Raw genomic sequence first — 25395 nt, 5'->3', positions numbered from 1 at the left:
GATGTGATCAGCGACCGACCGAAGGGGTGTGGGCATGAGCGGCTGGCAGTTCTGGATCGATCGTGGCGGCACCTTCACGGATATCGTGGCGCGCGACCCGCAGGGGCGCCTCACCACCAGCAAGCTGCTGTCGGAGAATCCCGGCCGCTACCGCGATGCCGCGGTGGCCGGCATCCGCGCCTGCCTCGGCCTTGCGCCCGATGCACCCATCCCGCCCGGCACCATCGAGGCGGTGAAGATGGGCACCACGGTCGCCACCAACGCGCTGCTGGAACGCAAGGGCGAACGGGTGCTGCTGCTGGTCAATCGCGGCTTCGCCGACATGACCCGCATCGGCAACCAGGCCCGCCCGCGGCTGTTCGACCTGCAGGTGAAGCTGCCCGAACTGCTGCAGGAAAGCGTCGCCGAGATCGGCGGCCGCATGGCGGTGGACGGCACCGAGATCGAGGCGCTGGACGAGGCTGCGGCGCGCTCCGCGCTGGCCGAGGCGCATGCGAAGGGCATCCGCGCCGTCGCCATCGCCTTCATGCATGCCTGGGCCTATCCGGCGCACGAGATCCGCATCGGCGAATTGGCGCGCGATGCGGGCTTCACCCAGATCAGCCTGAGCCACGAGGCCTCGCCCCTGCCGCGGATCGTGCCGCGGACCGATACCACGGTGGTGGATGCCTACCTCTCGCCGATCCTGCGCCGCTATGTGGAGCAGGTGGCCGGCGAACTCCCCGGTGTGAAGCTCTACTTCATGCAATCCTCCGGCGGGCTGGCCGAGGCGCGCAGCTTCCAGGGCAAGGATGCGATCCTCTCCGGCCCCGCCGGCGGCATCGTCGGCGCCGCGCGCACCGCCGCCATGGCGGGATTTGAAAAAATCATCGGCTTCGACATGGGCGGCACCAGCACCGATGTTGCGCTCTATGCCGGCGAGTTCGAGCGCGCCTTCGAGACGCAGGTTGCGGGCGTGCGGATGCGGGCGCCGATGATGGCGATCAACACCGTCGCCGCCGGCGGCGGTTCGATCCTGAAATTCGATGGCGCGCGTTTCCGCGTCGGCCCGGAAAGCGCGGGCGCGGTGCCCGGCCCGGCCTGCTACCGCCGCGGCGGCCCGCTAACCGTGACGGATGCGAATGTGATGGTCGGCAAGATCCAGCCGGCGCAGTTTCCCGCCATCTTCGGCCCCGATGGCAATCAGCCGCTGGATGCCGGGATCGTCCGCGCGAAGTTCACGGCCCTGGCGGCGGAGATTGAAGCCGCCACCGGCCAGCCCCAGGACCCGCAGGCGGTGGCGGAAGGTTTTCTCCGCGTCGCCGTCGCCAATATGGCCAATGCCATCAAGCAGGTCTCGATCCAGAAGGGCCACGACGTCACCCGCTACGCCCTGCAATGCTTTGGTGGCGCCGGCGGCCAGCATGCCTGCCTTGTGGCGGATGAGCTCGGCATGGAGACCGTGTTCCTGCACCCCTTCGCCGGCGTGCTCTCGGCGTACGGGATGGGCCTGGCCGACCAGAGCGCGATCCGCGAGGCGGCGGTCGAGGCGCCGCTGAGCCCGAAGGGCATGGACGACCTCGCCCAGCGCCTGGACGCGCTGGACCAGGCGGGGCGGGAGGAACTGGTGCGCCAGGGCGCCGCCGCCGCCGCGCTGCGCGCCGCCCGCCGGCTGCATCTGCGCTATGCCGGCACCGACAGCTTTCTGGCCGTGCCCTTCGGCACGCATGAGCAGGTTCTGGAAGCCTTCACCAACGCCCATCGCCAGCGCTTCGGCTTCGCCACGCCCGAGCGCCAGGTGGTGGTGGAAGCCTGCGTGGTGGAAGTGACCTCGCCCGGCGAGCAGGTGGACGAGGCCGCGCTGGCCGAACGCGCCGCCGGCAAGGCGCCGGACGCGCTGGCCGAGGTGCCGGTCTTCATGGCCGGTGCGGCGCACCAGGCCCCGGTGCTGGACCGCGAGGCGCTGCGCGCTGGCGACCGCATCGCCGGCCCGGCGCTGATCCGGGAGGCGATCGCCACCACGGTGGTGGAGCCCGGCTGGACCGCGGAGGTGACGGCGCGCAACCACATGATCCTGCGGCGGACGGAACAGCGGGAAGCGGCGCGCATCGCCGATGCCAGCCGGGTGGACCCGGTGATGCTGGAGCTGTTCAACAACCTGTTCATGTCCATCGCCGAACAGACCGGCGCCGTGCTGCAGAACACGTCGCTGTCGGTGAACATCAAGGAACGACTCGACTTCTCCTGCGCCATCTTCGACGAGACCGGACGCCTGGTGGCCAATGCGCCGCATGTGCCGGTGCATCTCGGCGCCATGGGCGAAAGCGTGCGCACCGTCATCCGGTCCCGGTCCGCCACGCTGCGGCCCGGCGATGTCGTGGCGCTTAACAACCCGTTCAACGGCGGTACCCATCTGCCCGATGTCACCGTCATCACCCCGGTGTTCGATGAGGCAGGGAAGGAGATCCTGTTCTTCGTCGGCTCCCGCGGCCACCACGCCGATATCGGCGGCCTCACCCCCGGCTCCACACCGCCGGGGTCGAAGACGCTGGAGGAGGAAGGCGTCGTCATCGACGATTTCCTGCTGGTCGCCGAGGGGCGGATGCGGGAGGCGGAGTTCCGCGCGCTGCTCGCCGGCGCCCGCTACCCGGCCCGCAGTCCCGACGTGAATGTGGCCGACATCACCGCGCAGGTCGCCGCCAACGAAAAGGGCGTGCAGGAACTGCGTCGCGCCGTGGCCGATTTCGGGCTGGAGACGGTGCGCGCCTATATGCGCCACGTGATGGACAATGCGGAGGAAGCGGTCCGCTCCGTGCTCGACCGGCTGGCCGATGGCAGCTTCGAGACAACCATCGACGACGGCACGCCGCTCAAGGTCGCGGTCCGCGTCAACCGCGCGACGCGCAGCGCGACCATCGATTTTAGCGGCACCGGGCCACAGCGGCCGGACAACTTCAACGCTCCCGCGGCGGTCTGCCGGGCGGTGGTGCTGTACTGCTTCCGCTGCCTGGTGGGGGAGGAGATCCCGCTCAACGATGGCTGCCTGGTGCCGCTCGAGATCATCGTGCCGGAGGGCAGCTTCCTCGCCCCGCGTGCCGGCGGCCCGGGCGGCGGCGCGGCGGTGGTGGCGGGCAATACGGAGGTCAGCCAGATGACCTGCAACGCCCTGCTGGCGGCGCTGGATGCCTGCGCCTCGGCCCAGGCCACCATGAACAACCTGCTTTTCGGCGATGCGGTTTACCAATACTACGAGACCGTATGCGGCGGCACCGGCGCCGGCCCCGGTTTCGCCGGAACCTCCGCCGTGCAGACGCATATGACCAACACGCGCATGACGGACCCTGAAGTGCTGGAACTCCGCTACCCCGTGCGGCTCGAGGAGTTCGCCATCCGGCGCGGGTCGGGCGGTGCCGGGCAATGGGCGGGTGGCGATGGCAGCCGCCGGCGCATCCGCTTCCTGCGGCCGATGGAGGCCGTCATCGTCGCATCCCGCCGCCGCGTTCCGCCGCATGGCCTGCATGGCGGCGCGGCCGGGGCGCCGGGGCGGCAATGGGTGGAACGCAGCGATGGCACGATCACGGAGATGGCCGGCTGCGACCGCGCCAGCCTGAACCCCGGCGACGTGCTGGGGCTGGAGACGCCGGGTGGCGGCGGCTGGGGCAGGACTCGGGGCGCGCCGGCCGCCTGATGACCGCCGGATCCGCCTCGCCATGAAGCGCCTTCTCGCCGCGCTGCTGCTGCTGTTCGGGCTGGTCGGCCTGGGCCTGTGGATCGGGCCGCGCTTCGTGGATTGGGAACCCTGGCGCGGCCGGCTGGCGGATCTCGCCTCCGCCCAGCTCGGCCGGCCGGTCACGCTGGAGGGCCCGGTGGAACTCGCCCTGCTGCCGCAGCCGGTGGTCCGCGTCGGCGGCGTCGCGGTGGGCGAGGCGGGAGAGGAATACAGCTTCACCGCCCGCCTGCTGCGGGTGCGGCTCGACCTCGGCGCGCTGATCGGCGGCCGCCTGGCACCGCGCGAGATCGCACTGGTCGGTGCGGATCTCACGCTGCCCTGGCCACCTGGCCCGCTGCTGTCGCTGCGCCCGCCTTCCTGGATCACCCAGCTCGACGCCAATCTGGAGGATGGCCGGGTACGCGTCGGTGATGCGGTGCTGGAGGGCGTCTCCGCCCGGCTGACCTCCGGCGGCCTGTCGCAATCGCTGGAGATGGCGGGCGCCTTCACCTGGAATGGCCGCGCCACGCGCTTCACCGCCTCGCTCGGCCGGCCGGGCTGGGACGGCATCGCGACCTTCGAGATGGCGGTGGTGCTGCCGGAAATCCTCGGCAATGCCCGCGGCGTGCTGATCCCCGGCACCGGCTTCGAGGGCAATGTGGAGGCCAGCGGCCCCGACCTTTCGGCCCTGCTGCCCAGCCCCGCCGGCCCGTTCCGCGCCGCCGGCCGGCTTTCCGCCTCCGCCGAGTTGATCGCGGCGGATGAACTGGCGATCGAGATCGCCGGCAATCCGGCGCGCGGCGCGGTGGCGCTGCGGCTGTCGCCGGCGCCGCGCCTGGATATCGCGCTGGTCGCCAGCCGGCTGGACCTGGATGGCTGGGTCGCCGCCTTGCGGGCGGGTGGCACGCGGTCCTGGCCGATCTCCATCGACCTGTCGGCCGAGGCCGGGCTGTATCGCGGCGTCACGCTGCGCAGGCTGCGCGGCGCCGCCTTCCTCGAGGAAGGCCGGCTGACGCTGTCCGATATTTCGCTGCTGCTGCCGGGCGAGACGCAGCTCGACCTCGCCGGTGCCACCGCCGGGCAGCGGCTGGAACTGGTGGCGCGCTTCGCCGGGCCGGATCTGCGCGCCAGCGCGGCGGCGATGGGCCTGCCGGTGGAGGATCTGGACCCGACCCTGCTGCGCCGGGGCGAGGGCCGCATGCGGCTGGTGCTGGAAGACGCCCAGGCGGCGATGCCCGAATTCACCGCCAGCTTCGGCGACCTGCAGATCTCCGGTGCCGGCGTATTGCGCCATGGGGCGCGCCCGGCGTTGGGGCTGGGGCTGTCCATCAACACGCTGGACCTGGCGCGCTGGCTGCCGCGGGGCTTCGACCCGGTGCGCGCCGGCCGCGCGCTTGGCACGGTCGACCTGAACCTGCGGCTGGCGGCGGAACGGGTGATCCGCGGCGAGGCCGTGCTGGAACGCGCGGCGCTGGATGCGGCGCTGGAGGGTGGCCGGCTGACGCTGCGGCGCCTGTCCGGGCGGCTGGCGGAAGTCGATATCGCGGCCTCCGGCGTGCTGGCGCTGGCGCCGCAGCTGCGGCTGCAGGATCTGACCTTCGAGGCCACCGGCTCCTCCGCCCGCGGCCTGTCGCTGCTGCTGCCGGGCGAATGGCCGGACCGCACCGCGCTGGCCGAATTGCCTGTGGCGCTGCGCCTGTCCGGCGGCGGCACGATGGAGGCGCTGGCGCTGCGCGGCACGGCGGAGCTGGGCGAGCTTCGCCTGGAGGCGTCCGGCACGCTGGATGTGCCGCAGCGGCGCGGCAACCTCGGCGTGACGCTGCGCCACCCGGGCGCGCCGCGGCTGCTGTCCGAGGCCTTCGGGCTCAGCGCCGGGGAATGGCTGGGGGAGGGGTCGTTTTCCCTGATCGCCTCGCTGGCCGGCGGGCCGCGCGGCATCAGCGCGGAGAGCTTCGAGCTGGTTGCCGCTTCCCTGCGGGCGCGCGGCGCACTGGCGCTGGATACGGCGCAGCCCCGGCCGCGCCTGACCGGACGGGTGACGGCGGAGAGCCTGCCGCTGCCCTTCCCGGGCTGGCGCGCGCTGGACCCGCTGGGGGTGCAGGCGCTGCGCGGGCTGGATGCGGAACTGGCGCTGGAAGCGGCCCGGATCGCCATTGGCGGCGCCGTGGCGGAGGACGCCTCCGCCATCCTGCTGCTCTCCGAGGGCGGCTTCCGGCTCGATGGCCTGCGCGCCCGGCTGGCTGGCGGCCGGCTGGAAGCGACGCTGACGGGGGAAACCCCGCCCGGCCTGCCGCCGCGCCTGGCGTTGGGTGGCCGCCTGACCGAAGCGACGCTGGGCGAGCCGGTGTTCGGCCTGCCGATCGACCTCGCCGCGGCCCGCGGCGACCTGGGCTTCACGCTGGAAGCGGTGGGGCATTCCCCCGGCGCGCTGGTCTCCACCGTCTCCGGCCGCCTGCAGCTGGACCTGCGGGACGGGGTGCTGGCCGGCTTCGACCTGGTGGCCGCCTCCGCCGCCAGCGCCGGGCCGGATGCGCTGGTCGCGGAGGCCGCGATCCGGGAGGCGATGCTGTCCGGCGCCACCGCCTTCGAGCGGCTGGAGGTGGAGGCGACGCTGGCATCGGGCCGGCTGCGGCTGGATGCCGCCCGTCTGGTCGCGGAGGGCGGCGCCACCGCCACCCTGGCCGGCGAGATCGACCTGCCGCGGGCGACCCTGGATCTGCGCCTGCTGGCCCGGCCGGCGGTGCCGGAGGCGCCGGATCTCGGCCTGCGGCTGACCGGCCCCGCGGAGGCGCCGCGGGCGCTGCCGGAGACCTCCGCCTGGGCCCGTTGGCGCGCGGAACGCGGCTGAGCAACACCACGTCCACATTCACCCGCCTGTGATGCATCCAGTACCGTCCCCGGTCGCGATGCATGGGGATGAACGGCATTCGGAGATGCGCCGTGGACAACCAAGCCGAGAACCAGCCGCAGAGGCCGCTCTACACCCGTCGCCTGCCGGACAAGATCCTGCTGGCCTTCCACCAGGCCTGCGACCAGGGCGACCTGGAAACCGCGCGCCTGCTGCTCGTGTGCTGCGAGATGGCGATGCGCAACGCCGCGCAGCCGATGCGCGACCGCCGGCGCGGGGCGGAGACGCTCTGCGCCGCGCATGAACGCCTGTGGCTGCTCCGCAACCGCGACCTGGTGGCGGCGCAGGATATGGAAGCCGCACAGTAAGACCTGCGGGTTGCGACCTGCGCCCGCCAACAGGGGCGCCGCGCCAGTGCGCGGGGGCGGACCTTTCGGCATCCGCGGGTCTGGCGGGGCGCATTTCGGGGGTCCGCGGCATTAGTCAACCAAACGGTTGACTTTTCTGGCGCGCGCCTGCATATTCAACCACATGGTTGAGAATCAAGCACACATCCTGGACAGCGTCTTCCACGCCCTCGGCGATGCCACCCGCCGCCGCATGCTGCGGGCACTGGCGGAAGGCGAGCTTACGGTGGGCCAGCTCGCGGAACCCTTCGCGATCTCGCTGGCCGCGGCTTCCAAGCACATCAAGGCGCTGGAAGCGGCCGGGCTGATCCGGCGGGAGGTGAGGGGCCGCACGCATCTGTGCCGCCTCGACCCCGGCCCGCTGGCCAGCGCGCATCGCTGGCTCGCCTTCTACGAGGGCTTCTGGACGACGCGGCTGGATGTGCTCGACCAGCTCCTCCTCGAGGAGGATGCGCGCCGGACCCCTGCCAAAGGAGACGAGTGATGACCGAGACCGCGAGCCTGGAACCGCATGGCGTGCTGGTCGAGCCCGCCACGCTGAAGATCGAACGCCTGCTGCCCGGCCCCATCGAGCGCGTCTGGGCCTGGCTCACCGACTCCGAGCTGCGCCGCAAATGGCTGGCGGCCGGGGAGATGACCCTGGCGGTCGGCGCCCCCTTCGAGCTGGTCTGGCGCAATGGCGAGCTGAACGACCCGCCGAGCCCGCGCCCGCCGGGCTTTTCCGAGGAGCATCGGCTGGCAAGCCGCATCCTGGCGCTCGACCCGCCGCGCCTGCTGGCCATCGCCTGGGGCAATGGCGGCGAGGTGTCCTTCCAGCTTGAGCCGAAGGGCAGCCAGGTGCTGCTCACCCTGATCCACAGCCGGGTGCCGGACCGCGCGACGCTGCTGAATGTCTCGGCTGGCTGGCACATGCATCTGGAGATGCTGCTGGCGCGGGCGAATGGGCGCCAGCCGCCGGTGTTCTGGGAGGGCTGGCTGCGACTGAAGCAGGAATACGATTCCAGGCTGCCAGCCTGAGCTTCAGCCGCGATCCTGCCCGGCCTGGGCCAGCGCGTGCACCCGCAGCGCGCTGGCCAGTGGCAGGTCGGGCACCGGCCGCGCCGCATCCACCTCGGCCACCAGCGCTGCCAGGCTCAGGCCTCGCGTTGCCGCCAGGGCGTCCAGCACCGCCCAGAATTCGGCCTCCAGCGCCACCGAGGTGCGGTGCCCGGCCAGGCGGAAAGACCGCTTCCGCAGATGCTTCATCTGGCCCGGCGCGGATTCACCCGCCGCCGTCCAGCGTGCCGCCCGGCGCCAGCATGTCCTCCGGCCGCACCCAGCGGTCGAAATCGGCCTCGCTGACATGGCCGAGGCGGGCGGCGGCGGCCTTCAGGGTGATGTCCTCCGCCAGGGCCAGCTTGGCGATGGCGACCGCCTTGTCGTAGCCGATGCGCGGGTTCAGCGCGGTGACCAGCATCAGCGACTTGCCGAGGTTGTCGGCGAGCTTCGCCCGGTTCGGCTCCAGCTTGTCCACCATGTTGGCGGCGAAGCTTTCCGCAACATCGGCCAGCAGCCCGGCGGATTGCAGCACGGCCTGGATGATGACCGGCTTGAACACGTTGAGTTCGAGATGGCCCTGCGCGCCGCCGATGGTGACGGTGACGTGGTTGCCCATGACCTGGGCGCAGACCATGGTCAGCGCCTCGGACTGCGTCGGGTTGGTCTTGCCCGGCATGATGCTGCTGGACAGGCCATCGGCCGGGATCACCAGTTCCGACAGACCCGCCCGCGGCCCGCTGCCGAGCAGCCGCACATCGTTGCCGATCTTGTTCAGCGACACGGCAATGGTGTTCAGCACGCCCGAAAGCTCCACCAGCGCATCATGCGCGCCCATGCCCTCGAAGGGGTTGGGATGGGCGGTGAAGGGCAGGCCGGTGAGCTCGGCCGCGATGCCGGCGAAGGTCTCGGCGAAGCGCGGGTGGGTGTTCAGCCCGGTGCCGGCGGCGGTGCCGCCCTGGGCCAGCGGCATCAGCCGCGGCAGCGCGTCCTGCAGCCGGGCGATGCCGAGTTCCACCTGGCAGGCCCAGGCCGCGGCTTCCTGGCCGAGCGTGACCGGAACCGCATCCATCATGTGGGTGCGGCCGATCTTCACCAGGTCGGCCCATTCGGCGGCGCGGCGCGCCAGGCTGGCATGCAGCGTGCCGAGCGCCGGGATCAGCCGCCCCGCCACCGCCTCCGCCGCCGCGATATGCATGATGGTGGGAAAGCTGTCGTTGGACGACTGCCCGCGATTCACATGGTCGTTCGGATGCACCGGCTTGCGGCTGCCCAAGGGCTGCCCGAGCGCCCGGTTGGCGAGGTTCGAGATCACCTCGTTCGCATTCATGTTGGTCTGGGTGCCGGAGCCGGTCTGCCAGACCGGCAGCGGGAACTCCGCATCGTGCTGCCCCGCCGCCACCTCCGCCGCCGCCGCCGCGATCGGGCCTGCGAGGTCCGGGGCCAGTTCGCCCAGCCGTTCATTGGCCTGCGCCGCCGCCTGCTTCTGCAGGCCGACGGCACGGATCAGGCCTGGCGGAAAACGCTCCGAGCCGATGCGGAACAGCAGCCGCGCGCGTTCCGTCTGCGGGCCCCACAGGCGGTCGGCGGGGATCTCGATGGTGCCGAGGCTGTCGGTCTCGGTGCGGGTCTGGGTCATGCCGGTCTCCTTTCGCAAGGAGATGGGGCGGGCCAGGGGGCGGCGCCCATCACGGATGGTTATTCGGTGAATCGGTCGCCATAGCTGGCGATCTCGATCAGGTTGCCGTCCGGATCGCGGCAATAGACCGAGGTGATCGGCCCCAGCGCACCCTGCTTGGCGACCGGCCCCACTTCCACCGTCACGCCGCAGCTTCGCAGATGCTCCGCGATATCCTCCGCCGCCACGGTGACGATGAAGCACAGATCCTGCGTGCCGGGTTCGGCGACGACCGAGGAGAACCACTCGGCCTGGGTCGCGCCGCGCGGCCGCAGGTTGATCTTCTGGCCGCCGAATTTCAGTGCGACGCGCGGCGGTTCGCCGAAGCTGTCGCGTTCCATGCCCAGCACGCGCTGGTACCAATTGGCCGAAATCTCGACCTCGGCGCAGGTGATGACGAGGTGGTCGAGGCGATCGACGGCAAAGCGCATGAGCCTATTTGTCCCCTTCGCGCCGGCGCAGCCGTGCCGTCACCTCGATCTCGATCCGCATCTCCGGCGTCTGCAGGCCGACGATCATCATCGTGGAGGCAGGGCGCGCGCGGCCGAGCCACTTTTTCACCACCGGCCAGCACAGCGGCCAGTCGGCGCGGTCCGGCACCAGGTAGACGGCACGCACCACGTCATCGATCCGCCCGCCGGCCTGGCGCAGCGCGAATTCGATATTGCGGAAGGTCTGCTCGCATTGGTCCACCACGCCGGGGGCGATGGTCATGGTGGCATAGTCGTAGCCGGTCGTGCCGGAGACGAAGATCCAGTCGCCATCGATGACGGCGCGCGAATAGCCGATTTCTTCTTCAAACCGGCTGCCGGAGGAAAAGCGGCTACGGGCCATGTAAGGATCGGTTCCCGGTCTGTGGCTGGAAAGTGGGCAAGCCATAACCCACTGGCGCTGCGGCAGGAAGGGCCGCTTTCGGCGGCACAACCTCCGCCCAGCCGGAAATGGCCCGGAGACTGTGCACAGCTTGCGGAATGGTGCCAATCTGGCGCGACGGCGCCCGATGGCGCGGATGGCAGGAAGGATTGTATTGCATGGGTTTCGTCACGCGCCTCGCCCTGGGATTGTCGCTGCTGGCCGTGCCGGCCGGGCTGCTGCCGCGCCCCGCGGAGGCGCAGACCCTGCGAATCGGCATCCAGTCGCCGCCGAGCACGCTGGACCCGCATTGGCTGCTGAACCTGTCCAACACCGGCGCGCTGCGGAACATCTTTGACACGCTGGTGATGCGCGATGCCGCCATGGCGCTGCGGCCGGGCCTGGCGGAATCCTGGCGCGTGGTGGACGACAGCACCTGGGAGTTCAAGCTGCGCCCCGGCGTGCGCTTCCATGACGGCAGCCCGCTGACCTCGGCCGATGTCGCGGCCTCCTTCGCCCGGGTGCCGAATGTGCCGGGCAACCCGAATCCCTATACCATCTACCTTGCCGGCGTGGCCGGGGTGGAGGTGGTGGACGACCTGACCTTCCGCATCCGCACGGATGGCCCGACGCCGAACCTGCCGACCAATCTGACGCAGATCTTCATCGTGCCGAAATCGGTCGCCGGCCTCGGCAACCCGGAGTTCAACTCCGGCCGCGCCGTCATCGGCACCGGGCCGTTCAAGCTGGAAAGCTGGCGCGCCAACGACCCGCTGGTGCTGCGCCGGAACGCGGATTACTGGGGCGGCGCGGTGCCGTGGGAGAGCGTCAGCATGACGCCGATCCCGAACGACGCCGCCCGCGTCGGCGCGTTGCTGGCCGGCGACGTGGACTTCATCAACAACGTGCCGCTGCAGGATGCCGAGCGCATCCGCAGCGACCAGCGCGTCACCCTGTTCGCCGGGCCGTCCATCTACGCCGTGAACATCTATCCGGATGTCGAGCGGGACGACGCGCCGGGCATCGATGCCGGTGGCCGCAACCCGATGAAGGATGCCCGCGTGCGCCGGGCCATGTCGCTGTCGCTGAACCGCGACGGCATCGCCCGGACCATCCTGGAAGGCCTGGCGGACCCGACGGACCAGGCCGTGCCACCCTTCATCTTCGGCGCGGTGGCGGATCGCCCGGTGCCGGCCCCTGACTTGGCCGCGGCGCGGGCGCTGCTGGCGGAAGCCGGCTGGGGCCAGGGCTTCGGGCTGAACCTGTTCTGCTCGCCCAACCGTACGCCGCGCGTCTGCCAGGCGATCGCCGCCGCCTGGAGCCGCATCGGCATCCGCACCACGGTGGAGGTGGTGCCGCAGGCCAATTTCCTGCCGCGCCGCAACCGGCGGGACTACGGGGTCTTCGTGACGGTGTTCGGGTCCCTGACCGGCGAGACCTCCTACCTCATCGGATCGCAGATCCACCGCCGCGGCGTGGTGACGGGGCTGGGGGCGCTGAACTTCACGGGTGCCGGGACGCCGGAGACGGATGCGGCGATCCAGCGCGCCCGGGCGACGCTGGACGATGCCGACCGCGCGCGCCAGCTGGCCGCCCTGGTGCGGCATACGGCGGACGAGGCGCTGATCATCGGGGTGGGCATCCTGCGCTCGGTCAATGCCGGCAAGGCCGGCCTGACCTTCCGGGCGCGGGCGGATGAGGAAGTGCGGGCGGTGGAAATCCAGCCGCGCTGAAGCGGGCGGGGCGGGAGCAAGGCCCCCACCCAGACCCTCCCCCGCAAGCGGGGGAGGGGGAGAGGAGGCGCGGCTCCCTCTCCCGCACTTGCGGGGGAGGGTTGGGGTGGGGGCTCGGGCCGGGCTACTCCAGCCCCTCGTAGAAATCATTCCCCTTGTCATCCACCACGATGAACGCCGGGAAATCTTCCACTTGGATGCGCCAGACGGCCTCCATCCCCAGCTCCGGGTATTCCAGCACCTCGACCTTGCGGATGCAGTCCTGCGCCAGCCGCGCGGCGGGGCCGCCGACGGAGCCGAGGTAGAAGCCGCCATAGGATTGGCAGGCCTTCAGCACCGCCTTGCTCCGGTTGCCCTTGGCCAGCATCACCAGGCTGCCGCCAGCCTTCTGGAAGGCCTCCACATAGCTGTCCATGCGCCCGGCGGTGGTCGGGCCGAAGCTGCCGGTGGCGTAGCCATCGGGCGTCTTGGCCGGGCCGGCGTAATAGACCGGGTGGTTCTTCAGGTAGTCCGGCAGGCCCTCGCCGCGGTCCAGCCTTTCCTGCAGCTTCGCGTGTGCGATATCGCGGGCCACGACCACCGTGCCGGTGAGGGACACGCGGGTCTTCACAGGGTGCTTCGACAGCTCGGCCCGGATCGCGTCCATCGGCTGGTTCAGGTCGATCTTCACCACGTCGCCGCCGAGGATCTCATCCGTGGCTTCCGGCAGATACTTGGCCGGCTCGTGCTCGAGCTGTTCCAGGAACACTCCCTCCGGCGTGATCTTCGCCTTGATCTGGCGGTCGGCGCTGCATGACACGCCGATGCCGATCGGCAGCGAAGCACCGTGCCGGGGCAGGCGCACCACGCGGACGTCATGGCAGAAATACTTGCCGCCGAACTGCGCGCCGATGCCGAGGTTCTGCGTCAGCTTGTGCACCTCCGCCTCGAAGGCAATGTCGCGGAAGGCGTGGCCGGCCTTGCTGCCCTCGGTCGGCAGGGTGTCGAGCCATTTGGTGGAGGCCAGCTTCACCGTCTTGAGGTTCGCCTCCGCGCTGGTGCCGCCGATGACGATGGCCAGGTGGTAGGGCGGGCAGGCGCTGGTGCCCAGCGTCTTGATCTTGTCTTCCAGGAAGGCCAGCAGCTTGGGCTTGTTCAGCACCGCGCGGGTCTGCTGGTACAGGAAGGTCTTGTTGGCTGATCCGCCGCCCTTCAGCACGAACATCAGGTGCATCTCATCGGCGTGGTAGTCGCCGGGCTGCGCCAGGATGGTGAACTCGACGGGCAGGTTGTTGCCGGTGTTCACCTCGTCCCACATGGTCAGCGGCGCCATCTGCGAATAGCGCAGGTTGGTCTCGGTATAGGTGCGGTGGACGCCGTAGCTCAGCGCCTCCTCCTCATCGCCCTCGACCCAGACCCGCTGGCCCTTCTTGCCGAAGACGATGGCGGTGCCGGTGTCCTGGCACATCGGCAGCACGCCACCGGCGGCGATGTTGGCGTTCTTCAGCAGGTCCAGCGCCACGAAGCGGTCATTCGGGCTGGCTTCCGGGTCCTGCAGGATCTTTGCGAGCTGGGCCAGATGCGCGGGACGCAGCAGGTGGGAGACGTCCTTGCACGCGGCGAAGGCCAGTTCCTCCAGCGCCTGCGGCTTGATCTTCAGCACCGTCTGCCCGTCGCAGGTGGCGGTGCTGACGCCGGCAATGTCCAGCTTGCGGAAGGGCGTCGCATCCGGGCCCAGCGGATACATCGGGCTATAGCGGAAGCCCTCGGGCCGGGTCGGCGCGATGACGGGGGAATCGAGGTCGAGCGGTGCAGTCATTGCCATTCTCCACGGCAGTCCGGGCCCCGGACAACCGAACGAAGGATCCATGCGAGGTGCCGGGCCAGATGCGGGCCGTTGATCCGGCCCCGGCCGCCGATCCCCGGCGGCCAATCCCGGGCGTTCAGTCCCGGGCCGGACGGCGCCGGAAGGCGTCGAGGCTCACCACCTGGGCGGGGGCTTCTGGCGCGGCGGGGGCGGGCAGCTCGGGCTCGGCCTCATCGGGCAGGTCCAGCGCGGCATCCAGCATCGGCTGGAAGCGCAGGCCGTAACGCACGGCGGGGTCGGCGAAGCCGGTCAGCGCGGCGAAGGGCACCACCAGCGTGGCGGGCACGCCGCCGAAATGCAGGCGCACGGTGAAGCTGCCACCGGCGCGGTCCACCGCCAGCCCCTCATACTGGTGCTGCAGCACCACCGTCATTTCCTGCGGGTAGCGCGCCTTCAGATGGCCCGGCACCCGCGTGGCGGGATGGTCCGTGCGGAAGGTGATGTAGAAATGATGCTCCCCCGGCAGGCCGCTGCTGGCCGCGAGTTCGAGCCCACGGATGACCACTTCGCGCAGCGCGTCGTCGGTCCACCGCTCATACGGAATCAGGCTTTCGGCCGGCTGGGCGTCGTCGCTCATGTATGCATCCCTTTGCAGGGGACCATAGGCCCGCGGGCAGGCGCACGGAAGAGGCAGGCAAGGGTAAGTGGGGGGCTTCTGTTGCCCGGTGCCCCCCGAACCGCGCTTACCTTATTCAGGCAGCGAGTGCGTAAGCCTCGCGGCTATTGTCGTTCGCACTTAGAGATTAGCCCGATAACGGCGGTACAATGCCGGGCAAAAACGACCTCTTTACCACGCGCGTCGAAGCTGTTTCGCCCCCATGTCTCCCGAAGGAATTGGTGGAGGCGCCGGGCACTGCCCCCGGGTCCGCAACGATTATTCCAGGTCGCGTTTATCACCATAGTCGCCGAGGCGACGGACCTTATGTAGGCGCTTCCGGGGCGAATATCCAGGGGGGCGTAGCGGGACCGACAAAGCGGGTGCCGCGCCGGCCCTGTAAGGGGGTGCCGCGCCGGGCGCCGTAGGCTAGTGAAGCGCAAACTTTCACCTTGGACGATTCCGTATGGCGCTCACTGACGCCCAACAGCAGGAAATCGACGCCGCGCGCAGCGCCGCCCACCAGACCCGCCGGCCCACAGTGCCGGCGCTGGAGGCGATGCTCTTCACCGCCACCCCGGTGCTGGACCACGGCTTCGTTCGCGTCGTGGACTATATGGGCGACGACGCCGCCATCGTGCAGGCGGCCCGGGTCTCCTACGGCCGCGGCACCAAGGCCGTCAGCGAGGATCGCGGCCTGATCCGCTACCTGATGCGCCACCGCCACTCGACGCCCTTCGAGATGTGCGAGATCAAGTATCATGTGAAGCTGCCGATCTTCGTCGCCCGGCAATGGATCCGCCACCGCACGGCCAACGTGAACGAGTACTCGGCGCGCTACTCTATCCTGGACCGCGAATTCTACATCCCGGCGGCCGAGAACCTGGCCGCGCAGTCCTCGATGAACCGCCAGGGCAGGGGGGCGGTGCTGGAAGGCGCGGAGGCCGCGCGGGTCCTGGACCTGCTGCGGGAAGATGCGACGCGAAACTACGACCACTATGTCGAGATGCTGAACGAGGATGAGAAGGGGGAACCCATCGATCCGGGGCGGCAGGGGTTGGCGCGTGAGCTCGGGAGAATGAACCTGACGCTGAACGCCTATACCCAGTGGTACTGGAAGACCGACCTCCACAATCTGTTCAACTTCCTTTCGCTACGGGCCGACGCCCATGCCCAGTACGAGATCCGCGTCTATGCCGAGGCAATGATGCAAAGCGCCGAGGCCTGGGTGCCGATCGCCACCGGCGCCTTCCGCGACTACCGGCTCGGCGCCGTCACCTTCTCCGCCCAGATGCTCGGCATCCTGCGCCGGATGCTGGCGGGGGAGGCGGTGGAGCAGGCGGATTCGGGCCTGTCCAAGCGGGAATGGCGGGAGCTGATGGACACGATCGGCCGTGGCCTCTAGCCCCGCAGCCAGGCGCGCGCCCCGCGCCCGGCCCGCCGCCGGCGCACCCCGGGCGCGGGCGAAGGGCAAGGCGCCGGCCCGGCCGGAATGGCTGGCCCGCTGGTGGAAGGTCGCGCTGCTGGTGGCCCTGATCACGCTCGGCCTGCCGCTGGCGCATGCCATGTTCGGCGAGATTTTCGCGCTCCTCGGCGGGGCGGTGCTGCTGGGCTTCCTGCTCGGCCGCTGGACGGCGGGACTATGAGCACCCGCACAGAGGCGCTGATCGAATTCCTGGCCCTCGCCGACCGCCTGAAGCACATCGAGCGCCGCGGCGAGACCGCAAACCCCGACGGCACCTCCCGCCGCGAGAACTCCGCCGAGCATTGCTGGAACGTGGCGCTGGTCGCCCTGCTGCTGCATGCCGACATGCCGGAGCCGCGCCCCGACCTCGGCCATACGCTCGCGATGATCGTCGCCCACGACCTGGTGGAGATCGAGGCCGGCGACACCTTCGCCTATGACGAGGCGCATCTGCTGACCCAGGCAGCGCGGGAAAAGGCGGCCGCCGACATCGTCTTCGCCACCCTGCCACCCGATCTCGGCCGGAAGCTGCGCGGGCTGTGGGAGGAATTCGAGGAAGCCGAGACGCCGGAGGCCCGCTTCGCCATGGCCTGCGACCGCGCCCAGGGTTTTCTCCAGGGCTTCATCGGGACGGGGCACTGGCGGGACGCCGGCATCGCGGAAGCGGCGACGCATGGCCGCATGAATCCGGCCCGCCGGGTCGCCCCGGTCTTCGAGACGCTGATCGCGACCCTCTATGACCGCGCCCGCGCCGGGCGCATGTTCCGCGAATGAGCATCCTCGTTTTTGGTTCGGCGAACACCGACCTCGTCTTCAGCGTCCCCAGCCTGCCCACCCCCGGTGAGACCGTGCTTGGCGATGGCTTCCAGCAACTCTCGGGCGGCAAGGGCGCCAACCAGGCGGTGGCCGCGGCGCGGGATGGCGCGCAGGTCGCCTTCGCCGGCTGCGTCGGCGGCGATGGCCTGGCCCTGGTCGCGACCGGCGCGATGCGCGACGCGGGCGTGGATCTCAGCCGGCTGATCGTGGTCGATGCGCCGACCGGCTGCGCCAGCATCTGCGTCGACCGCGAAGGCCGCAACCAGATCGCCGTCGCTCCCGGCGCCAACCTGATGGCCCGTGCGGCGCAGGTGGAGGATGCGGCGCTGCATCCTGGCGTCATCCTGCTGCTGCAGATGGAAGTCCCGGCCGGGGAAGTGGCCGCGCTGGTGCTGCGCGCCGCCAGTCTCGGCGCACAATGTATCCTGAACCTCGCGCCGCCCGGCGACCTGCCGCTGGAGGTGCTGCGCGCCTTGCATCTGCTGGTGCTGAACGAGCATGAGGCCGCGGTGCTGGCCGCGCGGCTCGGCACGGAGGACAGCGCGGCGGCGCTGCATCTGGCGCTCGGCGTCGCCGTCGCGGTGACGCGCGGGGAGGCGGGGGCGGAGGCGGCGACGGCGGCCGGCCTCGCCAGCATCCCCTGCTTCCCGGTGGTGCCGGTGGATACCACCGGCGCCGGGGATACCTGGTGCGGCGTGCTGGCCGCGGGGCTGGACCGCGGCCTGCCGCTGATCCAGGCGATGCGCCGCGCCGCCGCCGCCGCGGCACTCGCCTGCACCCGCCCCGGCGCCGCGCCGGCCATGCCGGTGGCGGCGGAGACGGATGCGATGCTGGCTACGCGATGACGATCGCGATGCTGGCTACGCGATAATGATCGCGATGCTGGCTACGCGATAATGATCGCGATGCTGGCTACTCGATGACGATCTTCGGCCCGCCGGCGGCCGCGGCATTCTCCGCCAGCTTCTCCCGCAGCCGGGTCGCGATGGCCTGGTAGGCCTGCGCCTCCGGCGTCTCCGGCCGGGCGGCGACGATCGGCGTGCCGGCATCGGCCAATTCGCGGATCGCCAGCTTCAGCGGCAGCTCGCCGAGGAATTCCACGCCGAGCCGCGCGGCTTCGGCCTTGGCGCCGCCATGGCCGAAGATATCCGTCTGGTGGCCGCAATTCGGGCAGCAGAAGAAGGCCATGTTCTCGATCAGGCCGAGCACCTTCACGCCGACCCGCTCGAACATCTTCACCCCGCGCCGCGCATCCAGCAGCGCCACGTCCTGCGGCGTGGAGACGATGACGGCGCCGGCCAGCGGCACGCGCTGGCTCATCGTCAGCTGCGCGTCGCCGGTGCCGGGCGGCATGTCGACGATCATGATATCGAGCGCGCCCCATTCGACCTGGCCCATCAGCTGCTCCAGCGCGCCCATCACCATCGGGCCGCGCCAGATCATCGGCGTCTCTTCCTCCACCAGGAAGCCGATCGACATCGCCTTCAGCCCCCAGCGCGACAGCGGGATGATGCGCTGTCCCTCGGTGCGCGGGCGTTCGCGGGTGCCCAGCATCTGCGGCAGGGAAGGGCCGTAGATGTCGGCGTCCAGCAGCCCCACCTTCAGCCCCTGCAGCGCCAGCGCCACGGCCAGATTGACCGCGGTGGTGGATTTGCCGACGCCGCCCTTGCCGGAGGCGACGGCGACGATGGCGCCGACATCCGGCAGCAGCATCTCCCCCTTGCCGGGCGTGCCGCCGGGCGGCGCCTTGCGGGATGGCGCCGCAGGCTTCGGCGGCTCCGCCCGGTGGGCGGTCAGCACCACGGTGGCGGAGAGCACGCCTGGCACGCCGGCGGCGGCGCGTTCCGCGGCAGCGCGCAGCGGCTCACTCTCCCGCGCCCTTTCGCGGGGCACCTGCAGGGCGAACTGCACCATGCCGGCTTTCACCGCCAGGCCATCCACCATGCCGGCGCTGACCACGTCCTGGCCGCTTGCCGGGTCGCGCACACCGCGCAGCGCGGCCCGCACCGCCTGCTCCAGCCCTTCGCTCATCGCTTGAAATACCCTCTCTTCCGTACGATATCGCGCCTATCGGCCAAGGCCGCGGCACGCGATGCTGCGCGCCTGGCGGCCCACCCTCGGGCGGTGCCGGCACCGTTCCCGACGGGACTACCCCGACAGGGACGTGCCGACCCGACCGGGACGTGCTGATCCGGGCGATCCGCCGGGCAACCATCCGGGCCGGTTCACCTGGGACAGGCGTGCCCCATATGGACCGTTGGTGCGGTCGCCGCACCCCTCCCTTTGCCGGGATGGGCGTGGCAATAGTCTTGCTGAGTTTGGAGGAGGCCTAAAGCCCTATGGCGTGGAACAGCAGCGGCGGACCCAGCCCCTGGGGCAATCCCAGGCCCGGCGGGCCTTGGGGGCAGCCGCAGCCGCCTTCGGGCGGAGGCCAGGGGGGCGGCGGCGGTGGCCGCGGACCCGACCTCGATGACATGATCCGCCAGGCGCAGGATGCGGCGCGCCGAATGCTGCCGCGCGGCATGGGCGGCGCGGGCCTCGGCCTGCTGGCCCTGCTGCTGGTCGGCGGCTGGCTCGCCTCCGGCATCTACCGCGTGCAGGCGGATGAGCAGGGCATCGTGCTGCGCTTCGGCGCCTATACCCAGACCACCCAGCCCGGCCTGAACTATCACCTGCCCTGGCCGGTCGAGAGCGTCACCACGCCGCGCGTCACCCGCATCAACCGGGTCGATGTCGGCTTCCGCGCCTCGGCCGATTCCGGCAACGCCGTGCGCCCGATTCCGGCGCGGGACGTGCTGGAAGAAAGCCTGATGCTGACCGGCGACGAGAACATCATCGACATCGACTTCGCCGTGTTCTGGCGCATCCGCGATGCCGGCGCCTTCCTGTTCAACACCCGCAACGCCGAGGCCACGGTGAAATCCGCCGCCGAGAGCGTGATGCGCGAAGTGATCGGCCGCACCCCGATCCAGCCCGCCTTGACCGAGGCGCGCGCCCAGATCGAGCAGGCCGTGCGGACCGGCACCCAGGGGATCATGGACCAGTACCAGGCCGGTGTGGAAATCACCCAGGTGCAGTTGCAGAACGCGCAGCCGCCCGCCCGCGTGGTGGACGCCTTCATCGACGTGCAGCGCGCCGGCGCCGACCGCGAGCGTGCGCGGAACGAGGCGGAATCCTACCGCAACGGCATCATCCCCGCCGCCCGCGGTGAATCGCAGCGTCTGGTGCAGGAGGCCGAGGGCTTCCGCGAGAGCCAGATCTCCCGCGCCCGTGGTGAATCGCAGCGCTTCCTTTCCGTGCTGTCGGCCTATCAGGCAGCGCAGGACGTGACGGTGCGCCGCATGTACCTCGAGACGATGGAGGAGGTGCTGCGCCGCAACCCGACCATCCTGATCGACAACAACCTGCAGGGCATGGTGCCCTTCCTCAACCTGGACGGCGCGCGGCCGGGGCCGATACAGGGCCAGCCACAGCGCCAGGGCGGCCAACCCGTGCCGCAGCTCAATCCGGCACAGCCCGGCGCGGCGCGCCCGGCGGGAGCGATCCGATGAACAAGCTCGTCGCACTCGCGGTCGTCGCCGTCGTCGCCCTGATCGTCGCCGCCTCCACCCTGTTCACCGTTCACCAGACCCAGCAGGTGCTGATCACCCAGTTCGGCGAGCCGATCCGCGTGATCCGCGAGCCGGGGCTGCATGCCAAGATCCCGTTCGTGCAGTCGGTCATCGCCTTCGACCGCCGCCTGCTGGACTTCGACGCCCCGGCGGAGGAGATCATCCTCGGCGACCAGCGCCGGCTGAGCGTGGACAGCTTCACGCGCTACTCCATCACCGACCCGCTGCGCTTCTACCAGACGGTCGGCCCGCTCGAATCCGGCATCCGCGCCCGCATCAACTCCGTCGTCACCTCCGCTGTCCGGCGGGTGCTCGGCAATGAGCCGCTGCTGTCGGTGCTGTCCAACGACCGCGCGCGAATCATGGGCGAAATCCGCCGCCTGGTGAATGAGGAGATGCTGGCCTTCGGCATCGAGGTGCTGGATGTCCGCATCCGCCGCGCCGATCTGCCGGAGCAGAACACGGACGCCATCCTGTCCCGCATGCAATCCGAACGGCAGCGCGTCGCCGCCGAGGAACGCGCCCGCGGCCAGGAGGAAGCCACCCGGATCCGTGCCGGCGCCGACCGCGAGCGCACCGTGCTGCTGGCCGAAGCCCAGGCACAGGCCGATATCCTGCGCGGCCAGGGCGAGCAGGACGCGATCCGCATCTTCGCCGATGCCTTCCAGCAGGACCCGCAGTTCTTCCAGTTCTACCGGAGCATGCAGGCCTACCGCGAAGCCTTCTCCTCGGGTGAGACGCGCCTGCTGATGTCGCCGGACAGCGAGTTCTTCCGTTTCTTCCGGGAGAGCATGCCGGCGAGCCTGATACCGCAGGGTACTGGCGGAGCCTCGGCCCCCGCGGCCGCGGCCCCGGCTGCTTCGGCCCCGGCTGCTTCGGCACCGGCTCCCTCGGCACCGGCCGCCTCCGCCAACCCGGCTCCTGCGGCGCCGTCCGCGCCGCCACCGGTGGTGGCGCCGACGCCCGCGCCGCAATAGCGCGTGCTGGATTTCGGCCACGTCCTGGCGGGCGTGGCCGTCGTGCTGGCGCTGGAGGGGCTGTGCTATGCGGCCTTCCCCGGCGCCATGAAGGCCACGCTGGCCCGCCTCGCATCCCTGCCCGAGCAACGGCTTCGGCAGGGCGGGCTGGTGGCGGCGGCGATCGGGGTCGCGGCGGCCTGGATCATCGTCGGTCTCTGAAACGGGTGACAGGCTCGTCATGCCAGGACGGGCTTACGATTCATCCGCGCCATGCCAATCTGTTGCCCTGCCGCGCAGGGCCCCGGGCCCGGTGCCCATCCTATCCGGAAGAAGGTTGCCGCAATTGCGCTTTGCCCCCCTGCTGATGGTCGCGGCGCTGGCCGCGCCGCTCGCCACACTGCCAGCCCTGCCGGCCACGGCGCAGATTCCGCCACCCGGCGCGCCGATGACCTTCGCGCCGCTGGCCCAGCGCCTGCTGCCGGCCGTGGTCAACATCCAGACCAGCCAGGCTGCCGCCCAGGCCCGCCAGCAGCAGCGCCCCGGCACGCCACCCGGCGGGCCGGAGGTGCCCCAGGCGCCGCCCGGCAGCCCCTTCGAGGAATTCTTCCGCGACTTCCTGGAGCGCAACCGCCCGCCCGGGGGCCAGCCGAACCGGCCGCAGCCGCCCAGCCGCCGCGGCCAGTCGCTCGGCTCCGGCTTCATCATCGACGCCTCCGGCATCATCGTGACGAACAACCACGTCATCGACGGCGCGGATGAAATCAATGTGGTGATGTCCGACAACACCACCCTGCGCGCCGAGCTGGTCGGCACCGACCCGCGCACGGATATCGCCGTGCTGCGGGTGCAGCCGGAACGCCCGCTGCCCTTCGTGACCTTCGGTGACAGCGACACGGCGCTGGTCGGCGACTGGGTGCTGGCCATCGGCAACCCGTTCGGCCTCGGCGGCTCCGTCACCGCCGGCATCGTCTCCGCCCGCGGCCGGGACATCCGCCAGGGTCCGTATGACGACTTCATCCAGACCGATGCCGCCATCAATCGCGGCAATTCCGGCGGCCCGCTGTTCAACCTGGCCGGCGAGGTCATCGGCATCAATACCGCGATCTATTCGCCCTCCGGCGGATCGATCGGCATCGGCTTCTCGATCCCGGCCAATCTGGCGCGCAACATCGCGGCGCAACTGCGCGATGTCGGCCGCGTCCGGCGTGGCTGGCTGGGCGTGAACATCCAGCAGGTGACGGAGGAGATCGCCGAGAGCCTGTCCCTGCCGGGCGGCGCCCGTGGCGCCCTGGTGGCCAGGGCGCAGGAGGATGGCCCGGCGGCGGCCGCCGGCATCCAGGCCGGCGACGTGATCCTGCGCTTCAACGGCCAGGAGGTGCGCGAGATGCGCAACCTGCCGCGCATCGTGGCGGATACGCCGGTCGGCCGGCAGGCGCCGGTTGTGGTCTGGCGCGATGGCCGGGAGCAGACGCTGAACGTGACGGTCTCCGAGCTGCCCGCCGAGGCGGCCCAGGCCGGCACGCCCGACCCGGCCCCGGATGCACGCCCGCAGACGCTGGAACTGGCCGGGCTGGGCCTGAAGATCGGCCCGATCACGCCCGAGGCGCGGGAGCGCTTCACCCTGCGGCCGGAAAGCCGCGGCGTGGTGATCACCGAGGTTTCCCCCGGCAGCCCCGCCGCCGAGCGGGAACTCCGCCCGGGCGACGTGATTGTGGAAGTGCAGCAGGAGCGGGTGAACAGCCCCGCCGAGGTGCAGGCGCGGCTCGAGGCGCTGCGCCGCCAGAACCGTGCCACCGCGCTGCTGCTGATCGAGAGCGCGCAGGGCCAGCGTTGGGTGCCGCTGCGCCTGGCGGCGCCGCAAGGCAACCCGGGGTGAGGGCGCCTGCCTGATCCCTCAAGAACCCTCTCCCCGCCGGGGAGAGGGTTTTTTATTGCGCGGTCAGCCGGCCCGGAATTCCGCCCGGCGGTAGCCCTGGGCAAACAGCAGCGCCAGCAGGTCAGTATGGTCCACCCGCGCCCGCGCCGCCGCCGCGACGATCGGCTTGGCGCGATAGGCGACACCCAGCCCCGCCGCGCCGATCATGTCGAGGTCGTTGGCGCCATCGCCCACCGCCAGCGTCGCCGCCATCGGCAGGCGGTTCTCGGTGGCGAGGCGCGTCAGGGTGGCGAGCTTGGCGTTGCGGTCGAACACCGGCTCGGCCACCTTGCCGGTGAGTTTGCCGTCCTCGATCAGCAGGGTGTTGGAGACGTGGTGATCGAAGCCGAGTTTTTGCGCCACGCGCCCGGTGAAGAAGGTGAAGCCACCGGAGGCCAGGCAGCACACCGCGCCATCCGCCCGCATCGTCGCCACCAGGGTGGCCGCGCCCGGCATCATCTCCGTCGCCTTCCAGGTCGCCTCCAGCGCGGCGGTGTCGAGGCCGGCCAGCATGCCGACGCGGGCATGCAGCGCCTGGGCGAAATCCAGCTCGCCATTCATCGAGCGTGCGGTGATGGCGGCGATCTGGTCCTTCAGCCCGGCATAGGCGGCCAGTTCGTCCAGCGTCTCCGACGTCACGATGGTGCTGTCCATGTCCGCCACCAGCAGCCGCTTGCGGCGGCCCTCGGCCGGCATCGCGATGGCGTCCACCGGCGCATCCTCCAGCGCGGTGCGGGCGGCGGCAGCGGCGAGGTCGGCGGGGGCGTTGACGAAGGGAATGTCCACCGCCTCGCCCTCCGCCAACCAGTCCGGCGCGCCGGGGTTGGCGCCGAGCGCGGACAGCGCCGCGCGGCAGCGGGAGACGAGGGCGGTTTCGAGGCCGCCGGGGGCGGCGACCAGGGTCAGGATATGGGGCATGGCCCGCGCCCTGTGCCACCGGCATGACGCCAGCACAACCACCGGCCATCCTGGTCGCCGGCCCGACCACCAGCGGCAAGAGCGCGCTGGCGCTGGCGCTGGCGGAACGGGTCGGCGGGGCCGTCATCAACGCCGATTCGATGCAGGTCTATGCAGAGCTACGCGTCATCACGGCGCGCCCGACGCCGGCGGAGGAGGCGCGGGTGCCGCACCTTCTCTATGGCGTGCGCCCGGCGGCCGAGGCCGGCACCGTCGCCTGGTGGCGCGAGGCCGCGCTGGCGGCGATGGAGCAGGCGCGCCGGGCAGGCCGCGTGCCGATCCTCTGCGGCGGCACCGGCCTGTATTTCCTGTCCCTGACCGAGGGCCTGTCCGCGATTCCGCCGGTGCCGGCGGAGGCGCGGGCGGCGGCGCGGCTTCTGGCGGAAGCCGAGGGGGCGGCCGCGCTGCATGCCCGCCTCGCCGCGGTCGACCCGGAGACGGCGGCCGGGCTGCGCCCCTCCGACGCCCAGCGCGTGACCCGGGCGTGGGAGGTGGTGACCGGCACCGGCCGCGGGTTGCGCGCCTGGCAGGCCGAAGGCGGCACCGGCCCCGCACCCTGGCGCTTCGCCGCCCTGCTGCTGGACCCGCCGCGGGAGGCGCTGCGTGCGGCGATCGCCACGCGCTGGCACGCCATGCTGGGGCAGGGGGCGCTGGAGGAGGTGGCGGCGCTGGCGGCGCAGGGGCTGGACCCCGCGCTGCCGGCCATGCGCGCGCATGGCGTGCCGGAGCTGATGGCGCACCTGGCGGGGCGGATGACGCTGGAGGCGGCCTCGGAGCGGGCCATCCTCAACACCGGGCAATACACCAAGCGGCAGGCCACGTGGTTTCGCCACCACCGGCTCGCGGAGCTCGCGCATAGCATCCATGCGCGCAGTGATGGTCTCTCGCAACTTTCGGAAAGTGTTTTGGGTGAATTGATGATGTTTATTGATCTGGACGTTGACGCGGCGCAGCACGGCGCGTAAGTAACCGGCGCCCCGGGCAACCCCT

23 protein-coding genes and 1 other RNA gene are annotated in these 25395 nt (G+C 71.0%); 15 read left to right on the top strand and 9 right to left on the bottom strand.

What is annotated here, in order from left to right:
• Positions 1-34 precede the first annotated feature (34 nt).
• The 5 genes from HB662_RS26595 (at position 35) to HB662_RS26575 (ending at position 7960) form a co-directional block, all read left to right on the top strand.
• Positions 35-3667, top strand: a complete 3633-nt coding sequence (locus HB662_RS26595) for a hydantoinase B/oxoprolinase family protein (protein WP_168054691.1) — start codon at positions 35-37, stop codon at positions 3665-3667.
• Between the two features lie 22 nt (positions 3668-3689).
• The gene (locus HB662_RS26590) at positions 3690-6536 is read left to right on the top strand and encodes an AsmA family protein (RefSeq protein WP_168054689.1); all 2847 of its coding nucleotides are present in this window, start codon (positions 3690-3692) and stop codon (positions 6534-6536) included.
• A gap of 92 nt (positions 6537-6628) precedes the next feature.
• Positions 6629-6904 (top strand): hypothetical protein, encoded by a 276-nt coding sequence (locus HB662_RS26585; RefSeq protein ID WP_342449594.1) that lies wholly within the window; start codon positions 6629-6631, stop codon positions 6902-6904.
• A 163-nt stretch (positions 6905-7067) separates the two neighbouring features.
• On the top strand, positions 7068-7427 hold the full coding sequence (locus HB662_RS26580) for an ArsR/SmtB family transcription factor (protein ID WP_168054685.1): 360 nt from the start codon (positions 7068-7070) through the stop codon (positions 7425-7427).
• Positions 7427-7960: an SRPBCC family protein gene (locus tag HB662_RS26575; RefSeq protein WP_168054683.1), complete on the top strand. Its 534-nt coding sequence runs from the start codon at positions 7427-7429 to the stop codon at positions 7958-7960. The genes HB662_RS26580 and HB662_RS26575 overlap by 1 nt, the downstream gene beginning before the upstream one ends.
• 3 nt (positions 7961-7963) lie before the next feature.
• Here the strand turns inward: HB662_RS26575 and HB662_RS26570 are convergent, their stop codons facing one another.
• Genes HB662_RS26570 through HB662_RS26555 form a run of 4 tightly spaced genes read right to left on the bottom strand, consistent with a single transcriptional unit; the run spans position 7964 to position 10490 of the window.
• Positions 7964-8188, bottom strand: coding sequence for a ribbon-helix-helix domain-containing protein (locus HB662_RS26570; protein WP_168054681.1), 225 nt, complete (start codon positions 8186-8188; stop codon positions 7964-7966).
• Positions 8189-8204: 16 nt separating this feature from the next.
• A complete protein-coding gene (locus tag HB662_RS26565; protein ID WP_168054679.1) occupies positions 8205-9617 on the bottom strand; it encodes a class II fumarate hydratase in 1413 nt (470 codons plus the stop codon).
• 59 nt (positions 9618-9676) lie between these two features.
• Positions 9677-10087 carry a VOC family protein gene (locus tag HB662_RS26560; RefSeq protein ID WP_168054677.1) on the bottom strand — a complete coding sequence of 137 codons (411 nt, stop codon included), beginning with the start codon at positions 10085-10087 and terminating at the stop codon, positions 9677-9679.
• Between the two features lie 4 nt (positions 10088-10091).
• Positions 10092-10490 (bottom strand): RidA family protein, encoded by a 399-nt coding sequence (locus HB662_RS26555; RefSeq protein WP_168054675.1) that lies wholly within the window; start codon positions 10488-10490, stop codon positions 10092-10094.
• Between the two features lie 197 nt (positions 10491-10687).
• Between HB662_RS26555 and HB662_RS26550 the strand changes: the two genes are divergently transcribed.
• Positions 10688-12241: an ABC transporter substrate-binding protein gene (locus HB662_RS26550; protein ID WP_168054673.1), complete on the top strand. Its 1554-nt coding sequence runs from the start codon at positions 10688-10690 to the stop codon at positions 12239-12241.
• Between the two features lie 124 nt (positions 12242-12365).
• On the opposite strand, the gene HB662_RS26545 is transcribed toward HB662_RS26550, so the two are convergent.
• From HB662_RS26545 to ssrA, 3 genes are all read right to left on the bottom strand, one after another.
• Positions 12366-14039, bottom strand: a complete 1674-nt coding sequence (locus tag HB662_RS26545) for a fumarate hydratase (RefSeq protein WP_168054671.1) — start codon at positions 14037-14039, stop codon at positions 12366-12368.
• A gap of 124 nt (positions 14040-14163) precedes the next feature.
• Positions 14164-14664 carry an SspB family protein gene (locus HB662_RS26540; protein WP_168054669.1) on the bottom strand — a complete coding sequence of 167 codons (501 nt, stop codon included), beginning with the start codon at positions 14662-14664 and terminating at the stop codon, positions 14164-14166.
• 66 nt (positions 14665-14730) lie between these two features.
• Positions 14731-15041: a transfer-messenger RNA gene (ssrA, locus tag HB662_RS26535) on the bottom strand.
• A 107-nt stretch (positions 15042-15148) separates the two neighbouring features.
• On the opposite strand from ssrA, the gene thyX reads away from it, so the two are divergent.
• The 4 genes from thyX to HB662_RS26515 are packed head-to-tail and all read left to right on the top strand — an operon-like array spanning position 15149 to position 17808.
• On the top strand, positions 15149-16087 hold the full coding sequence (gene thyX, locus HB662_RS26530) for an FAD-dependent thymidylate synthase (protein WP_168054667.1): 939 nt from the start codon (positions 15149-15151) through the stop codon (positions 16085-16087).
• Entirely contained in the window at positions 16077-16328 is a 252-nt protein-coding gene (locus HB662_RS26525) for a hypothetical protein (RefSeq protein WP_168054665.1), read from the top strand. The genes thyX and HB662_RS26525 overlap by 11 nt, the downstream gene beginning before the upstream one ends.
• Positions 16325-16921: an HD domain-containing protein gene (locus HB662_RS26520; protein WP_168054663.1), complete on the top strand. Its 597-nt coding sequence runs from the start codon at positions 16325-16327 to the stop codon at positions 16919-16921. The genes HB662_RS26525 and HB662_RS26520 overlap by 4 nt, the downstream gene beginning before the upstream one ends.
• Positions 16918-17808, top strand: coding sequence for a ribokinase (locus HB662_RS26515; protein ID WP_168054661.1), 891 nt, complete (start codon positions 16918-16920; stop codon positions 17806-17808). Before HB662_RS26520 ends, HB662_RS26515 begins: the two co-directional genes overlap by 4 nt.
• Positions 17809-17875: 67 nt before the next feature.
• Here HB662_RS26515 and HB662_RS26510 read toward each other — a convergent pair whose 3' ends face one another.
• Positions 17876-18994, bottom strand: coding sequence for an Mrp/NBP35 family ATP-binding protein (locus HB662_RS26510; RefSeq protein WP_168054659.1), 1119 nt, complete (start codon positions 18992-18994; stop codon positions 17876-17878).
• A gap of 443 nt (positions 18995-19437) precedes the next feature.
• On the opposite strand from HB662_RS26510, the gene hflK reads away from it, so the two are divergent.
• The 4 genes from hflK to HB662_RS26490 all read left to right on the top strand — a co-directional run bounded on the left by hflK (position 19438) and on the right by HB662_RS26490 (position 23409).
• A complete protein-coding gene (hflK, locus tag HB662_RS26505; protein WP_342449593.1) occupies positions 19438-20514 on the top strand; it encodes an FtsH protease activity modulator HflK in 1077 nt (358 codons plus the stop codon).
• Positions 20511-21551: a protease modulator HflC gene (gene hflC / locus HB662_RS26500; RefSeq protein WP_168054655.1), complete on the top strand. Its 1041-nt coding sequence runs from the start codon at positions 20511-20513 to the stop codon at positions 21549-21551. The genes hflK and hflC overlap by 4 nt, the downstream gene beginning before the upstream one ends.
• A 3-nt stretch (positions 21552-21554) precedes the next feature.
• Entirely contained in the window at positions 21555-21752 is a 198-nt protein-coding gene (locus HB662_RS26495; protein ID WP_342449592.1) for a DUF2065 domain-containing protein, read from the top strand.
• Between the two features lie 124 nt (positions 21753-21876).
• Positions 21877-23409 (top strand): DegQ family serine endoprotease, encoded by a 1533-nt coding sequence (locus HB662_RS26490; RefSeq protein ID WP_245185928.1) that lies wholly within the window; start codon positions 21877-21879, stop codon positions 23407-23409.
• 63 nt (positions 23410-23472) lie between these two features.
• Here the strand turns inward: HB662_RS26490 and serB are convergent, their stop codons facing one another.
• Positions 23473-24366, bottom strand: a complete 894-nt coding sequence (gene serB, locus HB662_RS26485; protein WP_168054653.1) for a phosphoserine phosphatase SerB — start codon at positions 24364-24366, stop codon at positions 23473-23475.
• A gap of 23 nt (positions 24367-24389) precedes the next feature.
• Between serB and miaA the strand changes: the two genes are divergently transcribed.
• On the top strand, positions 24390-25370 hold the full coding sequence (gene miaA / locus HB662_RS26480; protein WP_168054651.1) for a tRNA (adenosine(37)-N6)-dimethylallyltransferase MiaA: 981 nt from the start codon (positions 24390-24392) through the stop codon (positions 25368-25370).
• Positions 25371-25395 lie beyond the last annotated feature (25 nt).

Origin of the sequence: Falsiroseomonas frigidaquae (assembly GCF_012163145.1) — a bacterium.
Classification (GTDB): domain Bacteria; phylum Pseudomonadota; class Alphaproteobacteria; order Acetobacterales; family Acetobacteraceae; genus Falsiroseomonas; species Falsiroseomonas frigidaquae.
This window is presented reverse-complemented; position numbering and strand designations above follow the sequence as displayed.